Below are 18,829 nucleotides of genomic sequence, written 5' to 3'. Positions count from 1 at the left end.
CAGAGAATCTAATTCCACTTTATTTCCATCAATTCGTAAAAATGGTTCACCTCCAATTGAAAAAGTACGGATTCTATGTCCTTTTTTCCAGGAGTTTTTTCCACTGTAAATTGTGATATAAGAAATTCCGTTCTTAATGTCAGACGAAATAGTTAGGCGGTCAACAGGGATTCCTTTAGTAATTCCCTTGTCGGTATCCTGATGTCTAATAGCAATAGAAATCAAATGCTTGGAATCATAACTGACTTCAGAAATCAAATAGTCAGCCCATTTATCCATTATAAAAAATAGTGCTTAGTTTCTAGTAAATAAGCGAGTCTAAATCTAAGGATCTAAGTATTACGCTTAAAAAATAAGATTATAATTGGTTTTTAGAAAATACTATTCAAATGGAAATTTCTGTAGAACCATGGAAAAAACTAGTAATTCACGAAGTAATCGAGTACAAATTTGATGATTGGGTAAAGCAAATAGCATTTAGTACTAGATCTTCAGGAGGAGCAATTCCTACAATGCAATGGACAAATGGTATTGTTTTCTCACCAGCAAATTTCCCAACAACTAATGCTACTGTTGAAGAACAATTGAAAGGAATTTTGCACTGGTCATCAGTATCATTTGCAATAAAAGAAAAATTTGAAAAACAAATAGTCAAGGAAAATGCTACAATAAATCTAGTAGATGTGAGTGTAAATGAAATTTTCAAGGAATTAGCAATTAGTTTGAAATCACAATCAAAATTTACAAACTCTGAATCTGGCAATGATCAATGAATATTGAAAAAATTATTGATGATTGTAGAATTTATCTAAAACAGATAAAACAATACGATCCTGATCCTTTCTACGTAAATCATTTTTTTTCTAAATTCATAGATTCTGTAAATATGGTAATGGAAGATATTATTGATGAAGCAAACAGAGATTTTGGATTATTCATAACAGAGAAAATATCATATGAAAAATTTCTTAAAAAAGCAAAAGAAAAGAATGATGAGAAAGCGATTAAATTTTCAGAATGGTACATAGATAAAATTAATCAGGAACACAAAAGCAGATTCCCAAAAGTAATTAAAAAAATATGTGAATTAAAAAACAAAGAAGACACATTACCTGAAATAAAAATTATGATCAGAGCTCAAGACAGATATGAAAACGACATTAATCAACAAATCATGGTTGGCTTAAGTGATGAAAAATTACGCTCAAAAGAAGAGTTACAAATTGAGATTAATAGACAGTTACCAGTATTTTTAGAAATAATCAACTACAAAAGAACAAAAAATAATGAACCTAGTGTGAATGAAAATCAGATAACAACATCAGCGTTTATTGATATTGAAGATATTTCTGAAATTGAAGTTGCATATGCTGCAGAAATTTACATTCCTGTTTTGATAAGATTAGTTGAAGAATCAAGGAAAAAAATTAAAGAATTAACATCTTGGGATTAAGCTAATCTGAAAATCCAAACAAAGGGTGCTCATTTTTAATTTTAATTATTGGAAAATATGAGAAGCCATGATCGATAGTATCAGAGAATTCTGGATTTTTCCCGTGATTACCCTGATATTTTAAGAAATTTTTTGTTGGTTCAGAATCTAACTCAACATAATTGAAATTGTAATACACATCATCCATTTCTAGAGAAGTTATGTAACCAAGTACCCAAGATTTTTTTCTAGGTAAAGCAAATAATGTTAAATTTTGTTCATCAGGAAATTCAGGGTCATACGTTAATCTGGCCAAGCTACCAATATCTTTTACAGGTATTGGATGAAATTGATCTAGAATATCTTTTTTATTTTCAGGTAAGGGGGAAATTTCTGATTCCATATGAACCACAGGAGCATAATGAGAAATGTCTTTTGTCGATTCTACAATGTCACAGATTTCTTTTCCACTATTTACTTGATATGAAATGTATCGTCCAGATTTTTTCAAAGGCGTATAAAAAATCAGCAAAGTATTAGCAAGAATCATACTGCATGAAACAACTCTCTCTCCGTTAAATTCTTGAGAGTAGACTCGCTGAGGATATTCTCTAAATGCACAAGCATATCTTGCTAAATCATCAAAACTAGATAATTCAACAAAACACTCATTCTGAGATATGGACATAAAAAAATTTAGAATAGATGGTGTTTTTATTCTTTCAAAATTTATTTGGATTTTGGCCACATAGAGCCCCAAGTTTCAGTGAATTTTTTCATCATTTCACCATATGCATTCATCTGTTCTAATCCTGAGGAACTAAGACTCTTTTGCCAATTTTCAACAAATTGTTTGAAAGTAGACATGTTACTATCATTGAGAGCTCTTTGCCAGTTCTCACTAAATTCTTTGAAAGAATTCATTCCAGCATCAGTCATTGCTTTTTGCCAGTTTTCACCAAATAATTTCATGGTTTCATTACTAGATTCAACAGTAGCTTTTTCCCAAACTTCATTGAATTTAGATTGCATCTCACTACTGGCATTTTGAATCTGCTCAAAAAGTGATTTCCAATTTTCAAGAGATTTAGTGTATTCTTGCCACAATGAATCCCATTCATTATTTTTTTCTTGTTCAGACATTAACTAAAGATAGAGTTCATTATTCTTAAATGGATCCCTGAAAATCACAAAATTATTTTTGCCGATTTTGCAATCGTTTTTCCATTCGGATTTTTCCTTCTTCAAATTTTGCTCGGTCTTCGTCTGTTTTTAAAGAAAGTTTTGGAACATGCATGGGTTTGCCATTTTTGTCTAGTGCAACAAATGTTACAAAAGCAGTTCCAGTAGTGGTTCTAATCCCAGTAACAATATCTTCAGCTTCTGCCCTAACTTCTATTTCCATAGAAGAATTATGAACATAGTTTATTCTAGCATTTAATGAAAGTACATTTCCAACAAAAACAGGTTTTAGAAAATTAACACTATCCATAGATACTGTAACGGCATTTGATTGAGAATGCCTTTGAGCAACAATTCCAGCAACCATGTCAATATGTTTTAAAATTTCACCACCAAACACGTTTCCAGCTGGGTTTGCATCAGACGGGAACATCCTAACGATAACTTCAGCATGAGATTCAGCAGGACTCTTTTCTTTAAGATTTGATGATGACATGTTATCTAAAACAATTGTAATTTATCCAAATTTAATTTAATCAGTTGATTTTGGTTATTTGAAATATTTTTCGAGTTTAATTTTGTCAATTTTTGGGATTTTAGCCAACTCGAATCCCTCAGGACGCTTTGAAAGGGATCTAGTTGCATCAATACCCATTTTTGCAGTTTGTAATTTCTTTTGATTACTTGATGGATCAAGGCTAGAACCGCGCACATTTTTCAAGATTACAAGATCTTTATCTGCCTGGAATCTTGTGGCCATAGCATATTCTACTGCCTCTGCATCATTAGGATCAATATCTTCATCCACAACAGTAACTTGTTTTAGCGAACGATGAGATTCAAATGTTTTTTTGATAATTTTTTTTGGGTCCGAATTATTTTTCTTTTTTATTTGCACAACCGCATGTAGCCAATTACATCCACCATTTGTCATAGACACCTGTTGTGTTTGTCTAAATGTTTTTTTCAATTCACCATTTAATTTTGATTCAATTGGCATGCCCATTAACAATCTATGTTCTGAATAACCAGACAAAACATCATGGAAAATTGGGTTGTTTCTAAAATACATATTTTCAAGTTCAAAAACAGGTTGGGATCTTTCATGATCATAGGTTTGAAGCATTTCTACCATCCATTCAGGATGGGTTTTATCCTGAAGAATTTTTCCTTCCATAACAATTTCTGAACCAGAAGGAACATTTAGTCCAGTAAACGGAAGTTTTGTTAAAGTTAATTTTCCACCCAACAGAGAGTTTGCAATATCAATCTCGTCTTTTCCCCATTCTGCTTGATATGCTCCGGCAATAGAAATTGCAGGATGAACACCAACAGTTATTGCAATTTTTAGATCTTCACCATGTTCTTTTGCATCAACAAAACATCTATGCAAATGACGTCCTTCAACCATTCGTATTGAAAAATGAGTTTTGTCAATTGGCATCATTCGATGAAAAGAGGAATTTTGTTTTCCAGTTTCAGGGTTCTTTGCATATGCAATTGAAGATGTGATAAAAGGACCTGATTCTTTTTCAAAATGAGTAACAATAGGCATGGAAAGGAGGTTTTTTGAGCTATTTTCTTGAAATTTACCAGAGGAGATAATCTTTGGAGCTTTTGCTTTTTTGATTGCTGAAATAACCTTTTCATGAATATTATTTTCAGTACCTCCAACGGCAAGAGCAAATCTTTTTCGAGTACCAACCAAATTAGCAACTAAATTAAAATCACTTTCTTTAATATTTTCAAACAATACAGCATGTGAACCGTCAACTTTTGCAGTGATGCCTGCAATTTCATATTTTGTTGAAACCTTAGTTTTTACAGTTTTGAGTTCTTTGTTTTTCTTAATTTTAGAGATATAATTTCTTAAATCACTCATTCTCAATCATCTCCATAATCTCAGACATTAAGTCTTTTGCAGTGTTTGGTTCTAATTCTTTTTGAATAAATGCAGAAACTAATGCAATGCCTCTCATTCTAGTACTTATTCGTTCAGCAACAAGTTTGAGAAAAAGAGATTCGGTTCTAGAGGGAATAATTGTTGTAGTGATTGGAGTAGGTCCAGTTGCCATCGAAGCTACCATGGAGCCAATTTTGTTGGAACCTTCAGCTACAGAAATAAAATAACCATTATCAAATTTTTGAATAGATAAAGAAAAGTTACGGCCCTCCAAATTTACCAATTTTTGGAAAAATCCATTTGGAGAGTTCAATAAGCTATGAACAAGTCTTATGCTTTTATTGCTATTGATTCACTTTCTTGGGAAGCATCAGCCATGTTGTTTGGATTTTTTTTGCAGTTCTTTTGATGTTTGTCTAGATAAACAAAAGATTTCTGACAATACTCACATAGAGTTTTTTCCTTTGTCTTTGTAGCTTTTGATTTTTTTGTTTTGGATTTTGCAGTTTTTGCTGTTACTGCAATCTCTTCAACTTCTGGTTGAACTTCAACAGATTTTGCTTCAACAGCATCAGCTTCAACTCTTGCACGCAATTTGGCTTTGTATTTCAAATTACGTGGTTTAGTTCTTAATCTATAGCCACAGCATGGACACCATAGTCCTTCCCATTTGATGAATATTTCACAAATTTGACATCGACGTTGTCCAGAAGCATATCTTCCGGTTCCAACAGGCTTTTGAGCCTTGTATCTTACACAAATTCCTTTACAAGTCATCTTGGTAGTATTGTATAGAATTCATAGGTATATAAGGGTGGATCGATGAAAAATAGATAAAAATCCATAAAAAGTTGTAAAAATTTTAAGTAATTTTACGATCACAATAATTTGTTTCAACGAAAAACAAGAAATCTTCAATAAATATGTATAGCTTGTTTGAAATTCGTTTTTTTTGAAAAAATGATACGTGTCAATATAGTTGTTTGACAAAAAATTTCAGTTTTTTCTAAAAAAAATATAGAAAATAGAAGAAAATCATACAGTATGATCTGAATAAATAGAAAGTTTATTCGTAAAATATGAAAAAACTAGCCCGTCATAGACAATGGCAATATAGAATGCCTATATCCGTCTCTTTGAGAGATGTATTTTGCAGACAACATATCTCGTTTTCCTCTCTGATTGAAATTCTTAATTTTCATACTAGTCTTGCTTTCATCAACAAATTCCAATTCAAAAGATGAACAAAAATTGAGATTCAACATAGTTACAATTTGTTTTGCAATTCCCATGTTTCCATTTCCAATTTTTACAATCTTTCTTTTTGCTCTAAGACCTCCAAGGACTCGAATAATATGAGCAACTAATTCTTCAACAGAGGAATGAAATGAACTCTCAATTTCTTTTCCATAATAAAATACAGACAAACCTGTCCTCTCTCCAGGATCTATTCCTAAAATCAGATCATTTTCTTCAAAATCAAGATTTAGTTTTTGCATCATAATTCCACGAATTACAGTTGGAGGATGTTCAAAAATATCCTCATGAAGTATTGGCATTTCACATGTCTTTGGAGACTCTTTGCGAGTAGTTAGTATAAGATGACCCGAGTAGTTTTGGATATCTTCAGGTAAAATAGAATCAAATGATAATTTGAGAGCTTTTAGATATGTTGAAAATCTATAGTATGGTTTACCATAGGAAGTAGCAACTCCAATACGAGAATTAAGTAAGGGATCGATATTTGATAAAACAGAATATAGAATTTAGGATTATGCCTTCAAAACAGTTGACACGACATGCTTTACTGCTTCATCAAAATTGGCATCAATTTTTGCTTGAATTTCAGATAGTTTAGACTCTCCTTCTTGGGCAATTTTTGCAGATTCTGCAGTTGCTTTTTCTTTAGAAGTATTAATCATAACTTCGGCTTCTTTTGTAGCCATTTCTCTAGTTTTTTCCATAAGAGCATCTATCTCATTTTGGGCCTTTACTGAGAGTTGTTTTTTCATGTCCCCAACTTTGCTGTTTAAGGAGTCAATATCATCTTCTAATACATTAAGAGATTTGATGATTCCAGTAACTTTAGATTCAGCCATACTCATTACATCCGAATTTCTATAATTCCATTACTTAAATCATTCATTTTTAGGCATAAAATGGGAGATTATCCTGTAGTTAGCAGTAAAATGGCTCTAGCTAGATCGCCTTTTGCTTCTTCTAATGCGCTTTTTGCCTTTTCTTCATCAACACCTGCTTGCTGGCTGACAAGTTGAATATCCTCTTCAGAGAAGATAGGAACTTCCAATTCCCTTTCCTCATAACTATCTGCAGTAACAGTGAAAATGGAATTATCTTTGGCCTTCATTTCAGTAACAGAGGGTTTGGAAATGATGATCTCTTTTTTGTCAGTCTTGATGATAACTTCTTGAACATTTGACATCTCATTCATGTCCAAGCCCATCTTGTCCATCATTCTTCGCATTTCGCGATTTCCTCCGCGCATCATAGTTCTTTTTCCTCTTTACGACTTTTTAAACTATCTCTAACCTTAATTGCAACACCCCTATCAAAATCAGAAATCATCTCATATGACAAAACAGCCCTACCTACTGCAATCACTTTATTTTTGAATAAAACTGGAGTGTCAGCTGCGATTCTAACATTTTTTCCACATTTTACAACATGTTTACAAAATACTGATCTGCCTTCTTGAACAAATGGTGCTGCATCCTTGTTTATCTCAACACAGTTTCCTCTGAAGGTTTTGCTCTTCATGAGCATTTGAGCAAAGTATGGACTGATTGCCAGACCACCATCTATTCTTAATGTGCACAATAGTTTTCCTTTATGCATAACAGTCCTAATTCTACCAGTTTTTCTAGAGAAAGTCATTTCAATATCTTTTGGAAGATATTTTGAAACGCCATTTCCAAATAAGGAGTCAATTGAAGATTGTAGTTTTAGGGTATGATCCATATTCTGGCTTCATATCTTCTAAATATTAGTTCAGTGATGATATAGGAAAAGATCAAAAAACTATATAGATAGGATTTTTTTATTTAGTTTATGGAAGAAAGAGAAGAAACAAGAAAAATACAGTTTACAGGTAAATCATCGTATATAGTTTCACTACCAAAACAGTGGATCATGGATTTGGCGTTAAAACAAGGTGATCAGATTAGAATGGTAAGAAAAGGTTCATCAACATTAGAGCTTTATCCTCCAAAATTTGAAGCACGTAGTCAGAAAAAAGAAGAAGCACTAATTGAAATTAATTTTGAAGAAAAAGCATCTTCTATTGTAAGAAAATTAATTTCACTTTATTTTCTGGGCTTTAAGACAATTAATGTAAAACCAAAAGATGGGAGATTAAGTCCAATTCAAAGAAACACGGTAAAAGAAGCAGTTAAGCGAATGTTGATGGGGTCTGAAATAATTTCAGATTCTAGCAGTGGGATTACAGTACAAGTCCTGGTAAATTTATTGGAGTTATCAGTAGATGGCGCATTCAAAAGAATGATTCACTTGGCAAAATCAATGTCTAGTGATGCTATACTAGCTGTCAAAGAAAATAATTTGGATTTAGCACAAGAAGTAATCAATACAGATGATGAAGTAGACAGATTTGGATTCTATATTATTCGTCAATTAAAGATAGCAATCCAAAATGAACATATGTTAAAAGAAATGGGATTTAGAAACCCAAGAAATTGTTTGGGATACAGACTAGTTGTAAAAAATATAGAAAGAACAGGAGATCATGCAGCGTTTATTGCAAAAGATCTTTTGGAATTCAAAAAGTCAGTGAAAAAGGAGATTTTACAAAAATTACAAGACATGAATGAATTCTGTTTATCTGCACTAGATGATGCCTGCCTAGCTTTGTTCAAAGAGGATTATACACAGGCTGAAAAAACCATTGAAAAGACTAGTGAGATTGTAAAATTTGAGAAAAAAGTAAGAGAGGCCTCAAAATCGCTAAAAGACGATGAAGAGATCTATAGGGTCAGAAGAATGGCGGAAAACATTAGAAGAATTTCTGAATATGCCAGCGATATTGCAGAAATAGTACTAAATATGAACATAGAAAAAGCAATCAAAAAAGTGGCATAGATTACTGAACAGTTAGAATCTTTAACTCGAATTATAGTAAAAACATGGAACCAAAATGAAATCAGCAATTCTAATCACATATGATAAGGAAGATGTGATTAATGAGGCCAAAGGGCTTTGTGATGCAGCTGATTTTCAAGTAGTTCATATAATAAAACAGAAATTTTTGAAGAAACCAAAATACGGCATTAGTGGTGGAATTTTAGAAAGACTAGAAGAGATTTCAGAAAAGATTAGACCCGATGTTATCGTGTTTGATGAGGTTCTAAAACCAAGTCAGAATTATAATCTGGCATCAGTGTTACATAGGGAGATTTTAGACAGAGAAGCACTAATTCTTGAAATTTTTGAAAGTAGGGCATCAAGTGCAGAATCAAAGTTACAAGTAAAGTTAGCTCAGCTAAGATATGAAATGGCTAGAGCAAAAGAGAAAGTTCGACTTTCAAGTATGGGGGAGCAACCAGGATTTATGGGAATAGGAAAATTTGAAGTTGATGTTTACTATAATGACATCAAACACAGAATGAGTACTGTTAGATCAAAATTAGAAAAAGCCGGAAAACAAAGGGAGCTGCACAGACAAGGAAGAAAAAGAATGGGATTCAAGACAATCTCACTTGCAGGATACACTTCGGCAGGAAAAACTACCTTGTTTAACATGATGACAGGTGAGACAAGAGACCAAAGCAGTGAGTTGTTTACAACACTGTCAACAACCACGCGTAGAGTTACAATTAATCAAGAGCCATTTTTGATATCAGATACTGTTGGTTTTATCAGCAAATTACCTGCATACATGATTGATGCATTCAAATCAACTCTAGAAGAATTGGGTCATACAGATATCATTATTGTGGTAATTGACATTAGTGATTCAATATTTGAATTAAAAAAGAAATTTTCAAGTTGTATGAGAACATTGAGTGAATTAGGAGTTGAGAAAGATAGAATGGTATATGCGCTAAACAAATCAGATTTGTTAGAAAATAGTGAAATTGATGAAAAAATTAAGACATTAAATCTAGTAGACAATAAAAAATGGATTCCAGTTTCTGCAAAAACAGGCAAAAATGTAAAACAGCTCAAAGAATTGATACGAGATATTTTAGAGAGTTACGATTCTCACAAATTTGGAAAAAAAATAGGAGTTGAAAAGACATTTGGAAATTGAAGTGGTTCGTATTGGACAGAGATTAGTAAGAGATGATAGAGTTACAACTCATGTTGCACTAGTCTCAAGAGCATTTGGTGCAAAAACAATTTTCATGACAGAAGTCAATCCAGAAATCAAAGACACGTTAGGAAAAATTAACGAAACGTGGGGAGGTTATTTTGTAATTGAATTCATTGACAGTTGGAAACCAATTATTAAAAAGAAAAAAGAAGAGGGTTTCAAAATAGTTCATCTTTCAATGTATGGTGAAAAAATTAACGAAGTTCAAGAAAAAATTCGTAAAGAAGAAAAATTGTTAATCATCGTAGGTGCTGAAAAAGTACCTAGAGAAATTTACGAATTATCTGATTATAATGTAGGAATAGGCAGTCAACCACATTCTGAGATAAGTGCGCTTGCTATTCTTTTAGATCGTATTCAAGATGGTAAGCAATTTGAAAAAGAATTCCCAAATGCAAAACGGAAGATCATACCCACAAAAACAGGCAAAAATGTACAGGTAAAAGAAACAAGGGATTAATAATAGAAAATCAGGAGAAATTAGAGTTGGTAGATAAATACGAAGACCCTTTTGTTAGAATTGCTTCAATGATTGGAGGAGACGAATACCTCAAAGTAGCTCGTTCATTATTGAAAGCAGAAGATGCAACTGATGAAGAAATTGCCAGTTCTACAGGACTCAGAATTAACATGGTAAGAAAGGTTCTGTATGATCTCTTTGGAAAATCACTCATCACAGGAATTAGAGTGAAAGATGAAAGGAAAGGATGGTTTGTCTACAGGTGGAGAACCCGAAGAGAAGAGGTAGAACATTTCATTGAAAATCAAAAGAAGAAAATCGAAGAGAGACTACAACAAAGACTAGATTATGAAAATGCATCTGATTTTTATCACTGTGGAAATGAAGATTGTCCAAGAGTAACATTTGAAGACGCACTTGAAGGGATGTTCAAATGTCCTTCATGTGGAAATGTCCTTAATCTAAAAAAGAATGATAAATCTAAAAAAGCATATCAAAAGAAAATTGATGAAATCAAAAAAGATATGCAACAGATATTCTAATCAAATTAGCAATAATATTGGATTTTAGGTTACTAGAATAAATAAGAGGAATAATTCTGAGAGATCCTGAGTCAGATTACTACAACAAATCCTGCAACAGGTGAAGATATCACTACATTTTCAGCAATGGATAGAGAACAAGTATTTGAATTAGTTAGAAAAGCAAAGAGAGCATTTCCAGAATGGAAAAAAGATTATGAAAAACGTAGAAGTTACATTTACAATTTAGTTGAACATTTGAAGAAAAACAAAACAGAGTTGGCAAAAATTGCAACCATGGAAATGGGAAAGGCACTAAAAGAATCAATTGGTGAAATTGAAAAATGTGCTTGGGCTTTAGAATTTTATGCAGATCATGGGGATAGTTTTCTTTCTGACGAAGTTCTAAACACAGATGCCAGAAAGAGTTTTCTAACATTTGAACCACTAGGAGTGATTGGTTCTATTATGCCATGGAACTTTCCATATTGGCAAGCTCTAAGATTTGCAGCTCCATGTTTGATGGCAGGAAATGTAATTGTGATGAAACCATCCAGAGTTACCATGCAGTCAGGAATTGAGATTGAAAAAGCATTTGCAGATGCAGGAGTACCTGAAGGAGTATTCTCAACTGTAGTTGGAAGTGTAGATTCTGCAAATCATCTTATTGATTCAGAAGTTAATGCTGTAACATTTACCGGAAGTACTAATGCAGGAGCAAAAGTTGGTGAGAGAGCTGCTATGAATCTAAAAAAATGTGTTTTAGAATTAGGTGGGAGTGATCCTTTCATAGTTTTAGATGATGCAATCATAGAAAAAGCGGCAGATGGTGCAGCAAAGGGAAGATTCATCAACTGTGGACAAAGTTGTGTCGCCTCAAAAAGATTCTTTGTAGGCAAGAATATTGCTGAAGATTTCATTGAACTATTCATCAAAAAGGCATCCCAGTTAAAGGTTGGAGATCCAATGTCAATTGATACAGATATCGGACCATTATCAAGCAAAGATGGGTTAGAAACAATTTCTGGAATTGTCGAGGATGCAAAGGCAAAAGGTGCCGAAGTACTCCTAGGAGGAGAAGAGATGGATGGAAACGGGTATTTCTACAAACCAACAATTCTAACAAACATCACATCAGATATGAGGATTGCAAAAGAAGAAACATTTGGACCAGTTGCACCAATAACAATTGTTGAAAATGAAAGTGATGCAATCAAGATGGCAAACGATAGCGAATTTGGATTAGGTGCAAGTATTTGGACAAAAGATCTTGCCAAAGCAGATAAAATGTCAAGAAGAATTGAATCGGGAATTGTTAGCGTAAACAATGTAGTAATTTCAGACCCAAGAATTCCATTTGGTGGAATAAAACACAGTGGGTTTGGAAGAGAGTTATCGAGATATGGAATGTTAGAATTTGTAAATCTAAAATCAGTTAGATTTTATGATAATTTGACACATCATCATTACGTAGAATAATTTTTCATAGTTGAAATTATGAGCATCCTTTAAGTATAATTTTAGCGTATTATATGGTGACGAGGACACTTGATGACGTGTTATTGAGTGAAGATCAAAGAGATCTTGGGAACGCCTTGAGCTTTGAGATACATTCAGAGTTCATGATTCCTCTGGAACAAAGTCCTCGTCAAATTCTTCATCATCTTCTTCGTTGTTTTCTTCATCATCACATTCCTCTAATTCTACATGTGTAGGAGTTCCATCATCTCCAAAGAAAATTTCAATGCAGATATCAGTAGATAATGTAGAGGCCAAAGTTTCAGTTAATTCTTTTGGAAAGTTTCCTAATCTACTTGGGTCAGATGAATATCTATATTCAGTTACTATATCATCATGATAGAAATCTAACTCAATATCGCCATTTGCAAATTTTCGTACAGCAACTACTTGACCAAATATACTGTCAACCAAGCCTATTTTCCTTGTTCAGCAACATCTCTGGTAAGATTTTCAGCAAGATCTTCATAATGTTGCCTAGATTTTCCTAAATCTTTGAGTTTTGAAGCTTCAATTTCATTTAATTCCCCATCAACCTTCTGTGCAACATATTGCAATCGAGCTTCTGCCATCATAAACAATCGATTATTTTCTTTCCAAAGATGTTCAGTAATGTGCTCCACATATTGTTTCATATCAGAAATTAATTTTGAAGATTCTCCTGAAGAAAGATATTCTTTTGCAGAAGATTCCATGTTTGTTGCAATCTCCCTAGAACGTTCATGATCTATTAACATCATTGCAATAGGTCCCATATTTTTTGGCAATCCAGCTTGCTCTAATGCTGGGAACAAAGAGTTTTCTTCTTTACTGTGATGACAAACATCTGTAAAGTTTTTTGAAAAATCAATAACAGGAAGTAAGATTGACTCTGGGATTTTTTTATTTTCGTTTAGTAATTGAATAGTTGCATCCATTGCTTTAACAACTTTTTCAATTAATTCATGATCACGTCTTAATGATGCAGTTGACATAATGAATTCACATTATTTCCAGTATCTATATCTTATTTTTTTAAAATAATTAAAAGATAGAAAATGTTAACGATTCATCGTTAACAGATGGGTTTAACGATTAGAAAGGCCTTTTGATTTTACAAATGCCCAAATCTTTTTGGTCATTTCACTTGGAGCAATTGGTTTTTTACCAAATATTTGTTCAGCAGTTTCATTACGACCTGCAAAACTAATGGCATATCCACCAAATGCTGGTTTCTTTGCTTTTGATTTTGTTGCTTTCTTTTTTGGTGCAGCCTTTTTCTTTGGTGCAGCCTTCTTTTTTGTGGTAGTTTTTCTTTTGGTTGTTTTCTTTTTTACTGCCAATTTCTTGTAGTTGTATTTGAAATAAAGTATAAGAACTTAGAGCTTTACGTAATGCAAAACTAGATGATTTTTGAGCCTCTTTACTGATTTGAGTCTAAGATTAGGGGAATTGTAAATTCTGTTAAATCCAGTACCACGTAGATAAGAAACAGAATCCTCTCCACCAATTAAGAATGGAGATAGAGTTAGTATTATTTCATCAAAGAGTTCTTGTTTTACAAATTCCCAATTTACTGTTCCCCCACCTTCAACCAATATTGTTTTGATTTTCTTTTTTGATAATTTTTTCAACAATGGTTTTAGATTAACAGCATCATTACCAACACTGATTATTTCGACAGGAAATTTTTCTAGTTTTTCAAGATTTTTTTTAGTAATTTTTTTAGATACCGCAATTATGGTTGGAACTTTATTACTTGATTGCAGGATTTTTGATGTTTTTGAAATAGTTCCTTTTGAATCTAAAACAATTCTAATAGGATTTTTTCCTTTAACATGACGAACAGTTAGTAGAGGATTGTCACGTAATACAGTATTTTTTCCAACAAGAATTGCATCTACGTTTGAACGTAATTTATGAAGTCTTTGAATATCTTTTTGCGATGAAAGTTTTGAATCGTTTGTTTTAGTTGCAATTTTTCCATCAACAGATATTGCTCCACTTAGAATAACATGTGGTCTAGATTTTTCCATGAACAATTTTACCTCCAATCATTACTGCTTGTATTGCCGATTCAGATGCTCTATGTACAATAGAAGCATAAGGTTCATGCATTGGTTCTAAATCTAATGCATGCTTGTTAAGAAACACACAATCAGCAATTTTTTTAGTTTCAATAACTCCAATGTCTTTTTTTAGAATTTTCCCACCATTTACGGTAGCCATTTTCAAAATTTCTTTAGGATTGATTCTTTTTTTATGAATACCCATTGTAACTTTCCAAAGATAATCCATTTCTCTGAACATGTCAGGAGAGTTTATCATAACATTATCTGTACCTAATCCAAGCGTACAACCTGCCTGTTGCATCATAGTAATATCAGGAATTCCTTCAGCCAAAGAAGAATTTGCCCTTGGACAAACTACTATTCCCCGAATTTTTTTTGCAGCTACATGAAGATCACTTTTTGATGCATGAGTCATATGAACAAGAAAATGAGGTTTTAGAGATAATGCTCTAATTGTTTCAGATTTTCCAGTCATTTTTTTAGATTTTGAAACACTTTGTTTGGTTTCAGCAGAATGAATTGCCCTAATCTTGGATGTTTTTGAATAATGATTCAAAACAGAATTACTGTTCTCATTTGCACCACTGACTCCAATGCCATCACATTTTTGAAGAATTGTAGGTAGTTCCTGGGCTTTTTCTTTAGAAATTGGCAGGTTTTTTTTAATCTCAGCAGAATTTTGGTAGAAATCAACTCTGCCCAAAATAATTGATCGGATAGGAATTTCAGATAATGTTTTTTTCAATAAGATAACACCATCTAGACCTCCTTCTCTAAAATCAACAAAAGTGGTTATTCCTTTCCTAATCATAGAGTGACAAGTATTTTTCATAAAATTGGACAGATTTTCAGGAGGAGTATTTTTTAGAATTTTTGATTTTGCTCCAAAAACAGGATGTATTTTTTTGTCAACAGAACTTTCCAGAGTAACGTCTTTTCCAATTGAATCACCTATGTGAGTATGTGCGTTGATAAATCCTGGAATCAACAAAAGACCTTCACAGTCAACAGAGTCTTCTTTGCCACTTGGTTTAATGTTAGGTTGAATTCGTTTGAACCTACCATTTTGAATTTGTACATTTGTTTTTGAAACAAATTCTAATTCTTTTCCTAAAAGGAGGCTGATATTTTTGATTAACATGATAATTCATAAACTTCAGGCTTTTCTTTTCCTGAATCTCGAATTTCACGAATTGTGTCAAGTGATTTTGTGGCTAATTTTACAGCATCTCTACATGTAGGAGCATTACCAATACCACAATTTAGAAAAATTTTATCATCATTTTTTATCATGTTGATGAAATCTTGTACGGATTTTTTTCCATCATCACTTGCAACTACCATAAAATTATCACCCCCCATAAAAAATGTGAGCGAATTTTTTTCCAGAAAATATTTTGACATTTTTGAATATAATTGAAAGATTAAAGATGAAATTTCATATGGGGAATTTGTTGTTCTTTTGGATGTAAGATCATCAACATCCAAATGCATGACAGTGACTTTAGAGTCAGATGTACCATTAACAAATCCAAAAATATTGTATTGTTTATCTAAAACAACTTCATTTTTCCTTCCTTCATATGCTTTCAAATTTGCTTCAAATGGTGATTCGGCAAAACCAATTGAAATTGTGAGATTCACTTCAAAAGATTTTTCCAGTGTTTTTTGGATTTCAATATGCTCATTTAATCCAACGCCATTTGAGACAACAAAAAATTCGTCAGCCCTGTTTAGAAAAACAAGGCAATTTTTCTCAGAGAATAATTTTTGGAGTTGTTTGTATAGTGATGCTTGAAGCATTTGTAATTCATGTTCTCTGTCACTTCCCAAAGTCAAAGTCCATGGACCATAACCTGTTATTTTCAAAATACTTAGTTGAATCATTTTTGAATCCTTTTTAGTTCTGATGAAATTTTTACTACTGCCTCTACAGCACGTTCAGCTACAGGTCTAATTCTAGCATGAGCATGTCTTTCTTGCATTCCAGGACCAGATATTCCCAGAGATACAGGTTTTTGGTGTTTTATGGATAAATCAGTAAGTGCCTGGGCAGCAGCATGGGAAATAACTTCATCATGTTTGGTTTGTCCCTTGATAATTGCACCCAAAGTTACTACCGCATCAACGTCATTTTTTTGCAATAAGGAATCAACTATTATGGGCATATCATATGCACCGGGAACAGAACAAGTATGAGTTATTTTTAATTTCAATGAATCAGCCTTTTCTTGTGCTACTGAAAGCATCCTAGATGTCACTTCGTCATTGAATTCCGAAACTACTATAGCAATATTCAAAATTAATGCACCTTAGCGTATTCTAGTAGTTCTTTTCCATCAATTAATGGAATTCCATTTTGTTTTGCAAACTTTTCTGCTTTATCAACAGATAATGCAGTATATGTTTCAGCATCCATCATTTCACATATTGCAGTTACAGGAGTTAAACCTGCAATTTGTGAAAGATAAACAGACATCTCTGTATGGCCTTGACGCGCTGCTAGCAAACCTTTTGATGCAATAAGTAAAGGAACATGTCCTGGAGTTTTAAAAGATGATGCAAACTTTTTTTGTTTATTTTCAACATTGTAAATATTTGCCATTTCTCGTATTGTTAATGATCTATCATTATCAGTAATTCCAGTATAAGTTTGATAATGATTTACAGATAATGAAAATGTTGGGTGATCACCATAAGGAGCTAACCCCATGATCATTTCCTTATTAGAGATTGAAGAGTCTGCTAAAATTTCATGCATGTATTTTAGTTCAAGTGAATTGGCAAATTGATTGTCAATTGCAATACAAAGTAATCCACCAGCATGTTGACGCATTCGTGCAACATGTTCAGGAGTAACAAATTCTGCTGCAACCATCATATCAATTTCATTTTCTCGTCCAGCAGAGTCAAACAAGAGGACAAATTCCCCTCTTTTTAGAGATTGTAGTGCAGTTTCAAGAGACATAAACAAAAAAATCCTCAAACTGATTATAAAGTTTACTTAAAAATTGGTAATTACCAATAAAGTGGTAGATTATCAGGTTTATTTTAGAATGTATTTTCCAAGAATGTCAGTTTCAATATTAACTTTGTCGCCTACTTTTTTTGTTTGAAAATTTGTAACTTCAATTGTATGAGGAATTAATGAAATAGATGCAAGATTTTTTTTGATGTCAGTTACTGTCAAACTAATTCCATCTACGGCAATAGAACCCTTTTTGACTACATATTTTGATAATTTTTTAGGTACTTCAAACCAAACTTGAACTTCCTTGGGTTTTTTTAGAATTTTTTTAATTATTCCTACACCATCGACATGACCTAAAACAAAATGACCTTCTAATCTATCTCCAGCCTTTAAACTTCGTTCAATGTTTACTACTCCACCAACCTCAAGATTTCCAAGATCAGTTTTCTTTGTTGTTTCTTCAATCATCTCAAATATACAACTAGATTTTGATAGTTTTGTTGCAGTAAGACAAACACCATTTAGAGCAACACTTTGCCCAATTTTTAATCCTTTTGCATGTTTTCCCAGATTTACAGTCATCTGTACTGCACTTCGATTTTTTGTATTTTTAGAAATTTTTTCTACTTTACCTATTCCTTCAACAATTCCGGTAAACATCAAGATCACCTACTAATTGACGTATAAAATCATTTAGTTAATTTTCATTTTAGATTTTTTTGAATCTAATTCTTTAAATTCGTTTTCACAAACTTGATGAAAAAGAGAGCATTTGTTTTCTTTTGCTGCAATCTTAATTTTTTCCATATCTTTGTTTAGAATTCCTTGAGCTGCCAAAAATGCATTATCACCATTACCTAGTTTTTCAAATAATTTAGATTTAGCAAGAGGTATTTCTTTGAGGCTAGAATCTACCATTTGGGCCTTGTCATAAAATTCAATTGCGATTTCATAATCTCCCAAATGGCTATGAGATATAGCCTTGTTCATCAAGGCTGTAACATCGGTAGAGTCTATTGCAAGTGCTTTTTCATAGTATTCAAGTGCCTCTTTGTGTTGATTTAATTCATTTAACGATAGGCCCATACTGTTGAGTACCCATGAATCATTGGGATTAGAAGAAAGAATTCCTTTACATAATTTTAGAACTTGTTCATACTCACCCAAACTTTCTAATGCATAAATTTTATTTTTTAATGCATACGTATCTGATTCTTTTATTTCAAGAACCTTATCGCAATAAGATATGGCTTCTTGATATTTTTTCAGATAAATTAGAGACAGGCAGATGTTTTGGAGTGCAACCATGTCATTTGGGATTTTTTCAAGTAGCCCCTTGCAATAATTATACATTTCCTCATATTTTCCTGCATTGAACATTCTAGTTATGACATTGCTAGGATCTAGTAGATTAACCATTTCCAATAATTAGATAGAATCT

The 18,829-nt window shown here is 32.6% G+C and carries 27 protein-coding genes; 7 read left to right on the top strand and 20 right to left on the bottom strand.

The window, feature by feature from the left end:
* Window positions 1-389 precede the first annotated feature (389 nt).
* Window positions 390-773: a hypothetical protein gene (locus ACQY22_RS04295; RefSeq protein ID WP_428325298.1), complete on the top strand. Its 384-nt coding sequence runs from the start codon at window positions 390-392 to the stop codon at window positions 771-773.
* Entirely contained in the window at window positions 770-1,453 is a 684-nt protein-coding gene (locus tag ACQY22_RS04290; protein WP_428325297.1) for a hypothetical protein, read from the top strand. Before ACQY22_RS04295 ends, ACQY22_RS04290 begins: the two co-directional genes overlap by 4 nt.
* 1 nt (window position 1,454) lies before the next feature.
* On the opposite strand, the gene ACQY22_RS04285 is transcribed toward ACQY22_RS04290, so the two are convergent.
* From ACQY22_RS04285 to ACQY22_RS04240, 10 genes are all read right to left on the bottom strand, one after another.
* Window positions 1,455-2,120, bottom strand: coding sequence for a hypothetical protein (locus ACQY22_RS04285; RefSeq protein WP_428325296.1), 666 nt, complete (start codon window positions 2,118-2,120; stop codon window positions 1,455-1,457).
* A gap of 41 nt (window positions 2,121-2,161) precedes the next feature.
* Window positions 2,162-2,575, bottom strand: coding sequence for a hypothetical protein (locus ACQY22_RS04280; RefSeq protein ID WP_428325295.1), 414 nt, complete (start codon window positions 2,573-2,575; stop codon window positions 2,162-2,164).
* A 52-nt stretch (window positions 2,576-2,627) separates the two neighbouring features.
* A complete protein-coding gene (locus ACQY22_RS04275; RefSeq protein ID WP_428325294.1) occupies window positions 2,628-3,110 on the bottom strand; it encodes an acyl-CoA thioesterase in 483 nt (160 codons plus the stop codon).
* Window positions 3,111-3,164: 54 nt separating this feature from the next.
* Window positions 3,165-4,496, bottom strand: coding sequence for a UbiD family decarboxylase (locus ACQY22_RS04270; protein ID WP_428325293.1), 1,332 nt, complete (start codon window positions 4,494-4,496; stop codon window positions 3,165-3,167).
* On the bottom strand, window positions 4,489-4,830 hold the full coding sequence (locus tag ACQY22_RS04265; RefSeq protein WP_428325292.1) for a proteasome assembly chaperone 4: 342 nt from the start codon (window positions 4,828-4,830) through the stop codon (window positions 4,489-4,491). Before ACQY22_RS04265 ends, ACQY22_RS04270 begins: the two co-directional genes overlap by 8 nt.
* Window positions 4,831-4,847: 17 nt before the next feature.
* Window positions 4,848-5,294, bottom strand: coding sequence for a hypothetical protein (locus tag ACQY22_RS04260; RefSeq protein ID WP_428325291.1), 447 nt, complete (start codon window positions 5,292-5,294; stop codon window positions 4,848-4,850).
* 311 nt (window positions 5,295-5,605) lie between these two features.
* Complete coding sequence (locus ACQY22_RS04255; RefSeq protein ID WP_428325290.1) at window positions 5,606-6,076, bottom strand: hypothetical protein; 471 nt, start codon at window positions 6,074-6,076, stop codon at window positions 5,606-5,608.
* A 213-nt stretch (window positions 6,077-6,289) separates the two neighbouring features.
* Window positions 6,290-6,616, bottom strand: coding sequence for a hypothetical protein (locus tag ACQY22_RS04250; protein ID WP_428325289.1), 327 nt, complete (start codon window positions 6,614-6,616; stop codon window positions 6,290-6,292).
* 68 nt (window positions 6,617-6,684) lie between these two features.
* Window positions 6,685-7,026 (bottom strand): nascent polypeptide-associated complex protein, encoded by a 342-nt coding sequence (locus ACQY22_RS04245; protein ID WP_014963974.1) that lies wholly within the window; start codon window positions 7,024-7,026, stop codon window positions 6,685-6,687.
* On the bottom strand, window positions 7,023-7,496 hold the full coding sequence (locus tag ACQY22_RS04240) for a PUA domain-containing protein (RefSeq protein ID WP_428325288.1): 474 nt from the start codon (window positions 7,494-7,496) through the stop codon (window positions 7,023-7,025). Before ACQY22_RS04240 ends, ACQY22_RS04245 begins: the two co-directional genes overlap by 4 nt.
* Before the next feature lie 90 nt (window positions 7,497-7,586).
* On the opposite strand from ACQY22_RS04240, the gene ACQY22_RS04235 reads away from it, so the two are divergent.
* The 5 genes from ACQY22_RS04235 to ACQY22_RS04215 all read left to right on the top strand — a co-directional run bounded on the left by ACQY22_RS04235 (window position 7,587) and on the right by ACQY22_RS04215 (window position 12,327).
* On the top strand, window positions 7,587-8,633 hold the full coding sequence (locus ACQY22_RS04235; protein WP_428325287.1) for a PhoU domain-containing protein: 1,047 nt from the start codon (window positions 7,587-7,589) through the stop codon (window positions 8,631-8,633).
* A 55-nt stretch (window positions 8,634-8,688) separates the two neighbouring features.
* Window positions 8,689-9,804 carry a GTPase HflX gene (hflX, locus tag ACQY22_RS04230; protein ID WP_428325286.1) on the top strand — a complete coding sequence of 372 codons (1,116 nt, stop codon included), beginning with the start codon at window positions 8,689-8,691 and terminating at the stop codon, window positions 9,802-9,804.
* Complete coding sequence (locus ACQY22_RS04225) at window positions 9,794-10,327, top strand: tRNA (cytidine(56)-2'-O)-methyltransferase (protein ID WP_428325285.1); 534 nt, start codon at window positions 9,794-9,796, stop codon at window positions 10,325-10,327. Before hflX ends, ACQY22_RS04225 begins: the two co-directional genes overlap by 11 nt.
* Before the next feature lie 26 nt (window positions 10,328-10,353).
* On the top strand, window positions 10,354-10,869 hold the full coding sequence (locus ACQY22_RS04220) for a transcription factor (RefSeq protein WP_016939412.1): 516 nt from the start codon (window positions 10,354-10,356) through the stop codon (window positions 10,867-10,869).
* 66 nt (window positions 10,870-10,935) lie between these two features.
* Complete coding sequence (locus ACQY22_RS04215; RefSeq protein WP_428325519.1) at window positions 10,936-12,327, top strand: NAD-dependent succinate-semialdehyde dehydrogenase; 1,392 nt, start codon at window positions 10,936-10,938, stop codon at window positions 12,325-12,327.
* A gap of 141 nt (window positions 12,328-12,468) precedes the next feature.
* On the opposite strand, the gene ACQY22_RS04210 is transcribed toward ACQY22_RS04215, so the two are convergent.
* The 10 genes from ACQY22_RS04210 to ACQY22_RS04165 form a co-directional block, all read right to left on the bottom strand.
* A complete protein-coding gene (locus ACQY22_RS04210; protein ID WP_428325284.1) occupies window positions 12,469-12,780 on the bottom strand; it encodes a hypothetical protein in 312 nt (103 codons plus the stop codon).
* A 2-nt stretch (window positions 12,781-12,782) separates the two neighbouring features.
* Window positions 12,783-13,340: a hemerythrin domain-containing protein gene (locus tag ACQY22_RS04205; protein WP_428325283.1), complete on the bottom strand. Its 558-nt coding sequence runs from the start codon at window positions 13,338-13,340 to the stop codon at window positions 12,783-12,785.
* Window positions 13,341-13,433: 93 nt separating this feature from the next.
* Window positions 13,434-13,688, bottom strand: a complete 255-nt coding sequence (locus ACQY22_RS04200) for a hypothetical protein (protein ID WP_428325282.1) — start codon at window positions 13,686-13,688, stop codon at window positions 13,434-13,436.
* A 36-nt stretch (window positions 13,689-13,724) separates the two neighbouring features.
* Window positions 13,725-14,381, bottom strand: a complete 657-nt coding sequence (locus tag ACQY22_RS04195) for a 2,5-diamino-6-(ribosylamino)-4(3H)-pyrimidinone 5'-phosphate reductase (RefSeq protein WP_428325281.1) — start codon at window positions 14,379-14,381, stop codon at window positions 13,725-13,727.
* Entirely contained in the window at window positions 14,368-15,558 is a 1,191-nt protein-coding gene (locus ACQY22_RS04190; protein WP_428325280.1) for an amidohydrolase family protein, read from the bottom strand. The genes ACQY22_RS04195 and ACQY22_RS04190 overlap by 14 nt, the downstream gene beginning before the upstream one ends.
* Window positions 15,552-16,304 carry a GTP cyclohydrolase IIa gene (locus ACQY22_RS04185; protein WP_428325279.1) on the bottom strand — a complete coding sequence of 251 codons (753 nt, stop codon included), beginning with the start codon at window positions 16,302-16,304 and terminating at the stop codon, window positions 15,552-15,554. The genes ACQY22_RS04190 and ACQY22_RS04185 overlap by 7 nt, the downstream gene beginning before the upstream one ends.
* The gene (gene ribH, locus ACQY22_RS04180; RefSeq protein ID WP_428325278.1) at window positions 16,301-16,717 is read right to left on the bottom strand and encodes a 6,7-dimethyl-8-ribityllumazine synthase; all 417 of its coding nucleotides are present in this window, start codon (window positions 16,715-16,717) and stop codon (window positions 16,301-16,303) included. The genes ACQY22_RS04185 and ribH overlap by 4 nt, the downstream gene beginning before the upstream one ends.
* A 2-nt stretch (window positions 16,718-16,719) precedes the next feature.
* On the bottom strand, window positions 16,720-17,385 hold the full coding sequence (gene ribB / locus ACQY22_RS04175; RefSeq protein WP_428325277.1) for a 3,4-dihydroxy-2-butanone-4-phosphate synthase: 666 nt from the start codon (window positions 17,383-17,385) through the stop codon (window positions 16,720-16,722).
* 78 nt (window positions 17,386-17,463) lie between these two features.
* Entirely contained in the window at window positions 17,464-18,048 is a 585-nt protein-coding gene (locus ACQY22_RS04170) for a riboflavin synthase (protein WP_428325276.1), read from the bottom strand.
* A gap of 33 nt (window positions 18,049-18,081) precedes the next feature.
* Entirely contained in the window at window positions 18,082-18,807 is a 726-nt protein-coding gene (locus tag ACQY22_RS04165) for a tetratricopeptide repeat protein (protein ID WP_428325274.1), read from the bottom strand.
* Window positions 18,808-18,829: the final 22 nt, after the last annotated feature.

This window comes from Candidatus Nitrosopumilus sp. (genome assembly GCF_965263415.1).
Classification (GTDB): Archaea; Thermoproteota; Nitrososphaeria; order Nitrososphaerales; family Nitrosopumilaceae; genus Nitrosopumilus.
This window is presented reverse-complemented; position numbering and strand designations above follow the sequence as displayed.

Excerpts from the sequence above, each read along its gene's own strand:
- ACQY22_RS04235 (WP_428325287.1), top strand. The coding sequence starts at position 7,587 with ATGGAAGAAAGAGAAGAAACAAGAAAAATACAGTTTACAGGTAAATCA.
- ACQY22_RS04240 (WP_428325288.1), bottom strand. The coding sequence starts at position 7,496 with ATGGATCATACCCTAAAACTACAATCTTCAATTGACTCCTTATTTGGA.
- ACQY22_RS04260 (WP_428325291.1), bottom strand. The coding sequence starts at position 5,294 with ATGACTTGTAAAGGAATTTGTGTAAGATACAAGGCTCAAAAGCCTGTT.
- ACQY22_RS04285 (WP_428325296.1), bottom strand. The coding sequence starts at position 2,120 with ATGTCCATATCTCAGAATGAGTGTTTTGTTGAATTATCTAGTTTTGAT.
- ACQY22_RS04170 (WP_428325276.1), bottom strand. The coding sequence starts at position 18,048 with ATGTTTACCGGAATTGTTGAAGGAATAGGTAAAGTAGAAAAAATTTCT.
- ACQY22_RS04275 (WP_428325294.1), bottom strand. The coding sequence starts at position 3,110 with ATGTCATCATCAAATCTTAAAGAAAAGAGTCCTGCTGAATCTCATGCT.
- ribB (WP_428325277.1), bottom strand. The coding sequence starts at position 17,385 with ATGTCTCTTGAAACTGCACTACAATCTCTAAAAAGAGGGGAATTTGTC.
- ACQY22_RS04165 (WP_428325274.1), bottom strand. The coding sequence starts at position 18,807 with ATGGTTAATCTACTAGATCCTAGCAATGTCATAACTAGAATGTTCAAT.
- ACQY22_RS04270 (WP_428325293.1), bottom strand. The coding sequence starts at position 4,496 with ATGAGTGATTTAAGAAATTATATCTCTAAAATTAAGAAAAACAAAGAA.
- ACQY22_RS04295 (WP_428325298.1), top strand. The coding sequence starts at position 390 with ATGGAAATTTCTGTAGAACCATGGAAAAAACTAGTAATTCACGAAGTA.
- ACQY22_RS04185 (WP_428325279.1), bottom strand. The coding sequence starts at position 16,304 with ATGATTCAACTAAGTATTTTGAAAATAACAGGTTATGGTCCATGGACT.
- ACQY22_RS04280 (WP_428325295.1), bottom strand. The coding sequence starts at position 2,575 with ATGTCTGAACAAGAAAAAAATAATGAATGGGATTCATTGTGGCAAGAA.
- ACQY22_RS04245 (WP_014963974.1), bottom strand. The coding sequence starts at position 7,026 with ATGATGCGCGGAGGAAATCGCGAAATGCGAAGAATGATGGACAAGATG.
- ACQY22_RS04290 (WP_428325297.1), top strand. The coding sequence starts at position 770 with ATGAATATTGAAAAAATTATTGATGATTGTAGAATTTATCTAAAACAG.
- hflX (WP_428325286.1), top strand. The coding sequence starts at position 8,689 with ATGAAATCAGCAATTCTAATCACATATGATAAGGAAGATGTGATTAAT.
- ACQY22_RS04190 (WP_428325280.1), bottom strand. The coding sequence starts at position 15,558 with ATGTTAATCAAAAATATCAGCCTCCTTTTAGGAAAAGAATTAGAATTT.
- ACQY22_RS04205 (WP_428325283.1), bottom strand. The coding sequence starts at position 13,340 with ATGTCAACTGCATCATTAAGACGTGATCATGAATTAATTGAAAAAGTT.
- ACQY22_RS04255 (WP_428325290.1), bottom strand. The coding sequence starts at position 6,076 with ATGCCAATACTTCATGAGGATATTTTTGAACATCCTCCAACTGTAATT.
- ACQY22_RS04195 (WP_428325281.1), bottom strand. The coding sequence starts at position 14,381 with ATGGAAAAATCTAGACCACATGTTATTCTAAGTGGAGCAATATCTGTT.
- ACQY22_RS04250 (WP_428325289.1), bottom strand. The coding sequence starts at position 6,616 with ATGGCTGAATCTAAAGTTACTGGAATCATCAAATCTCTTAATGTATTA.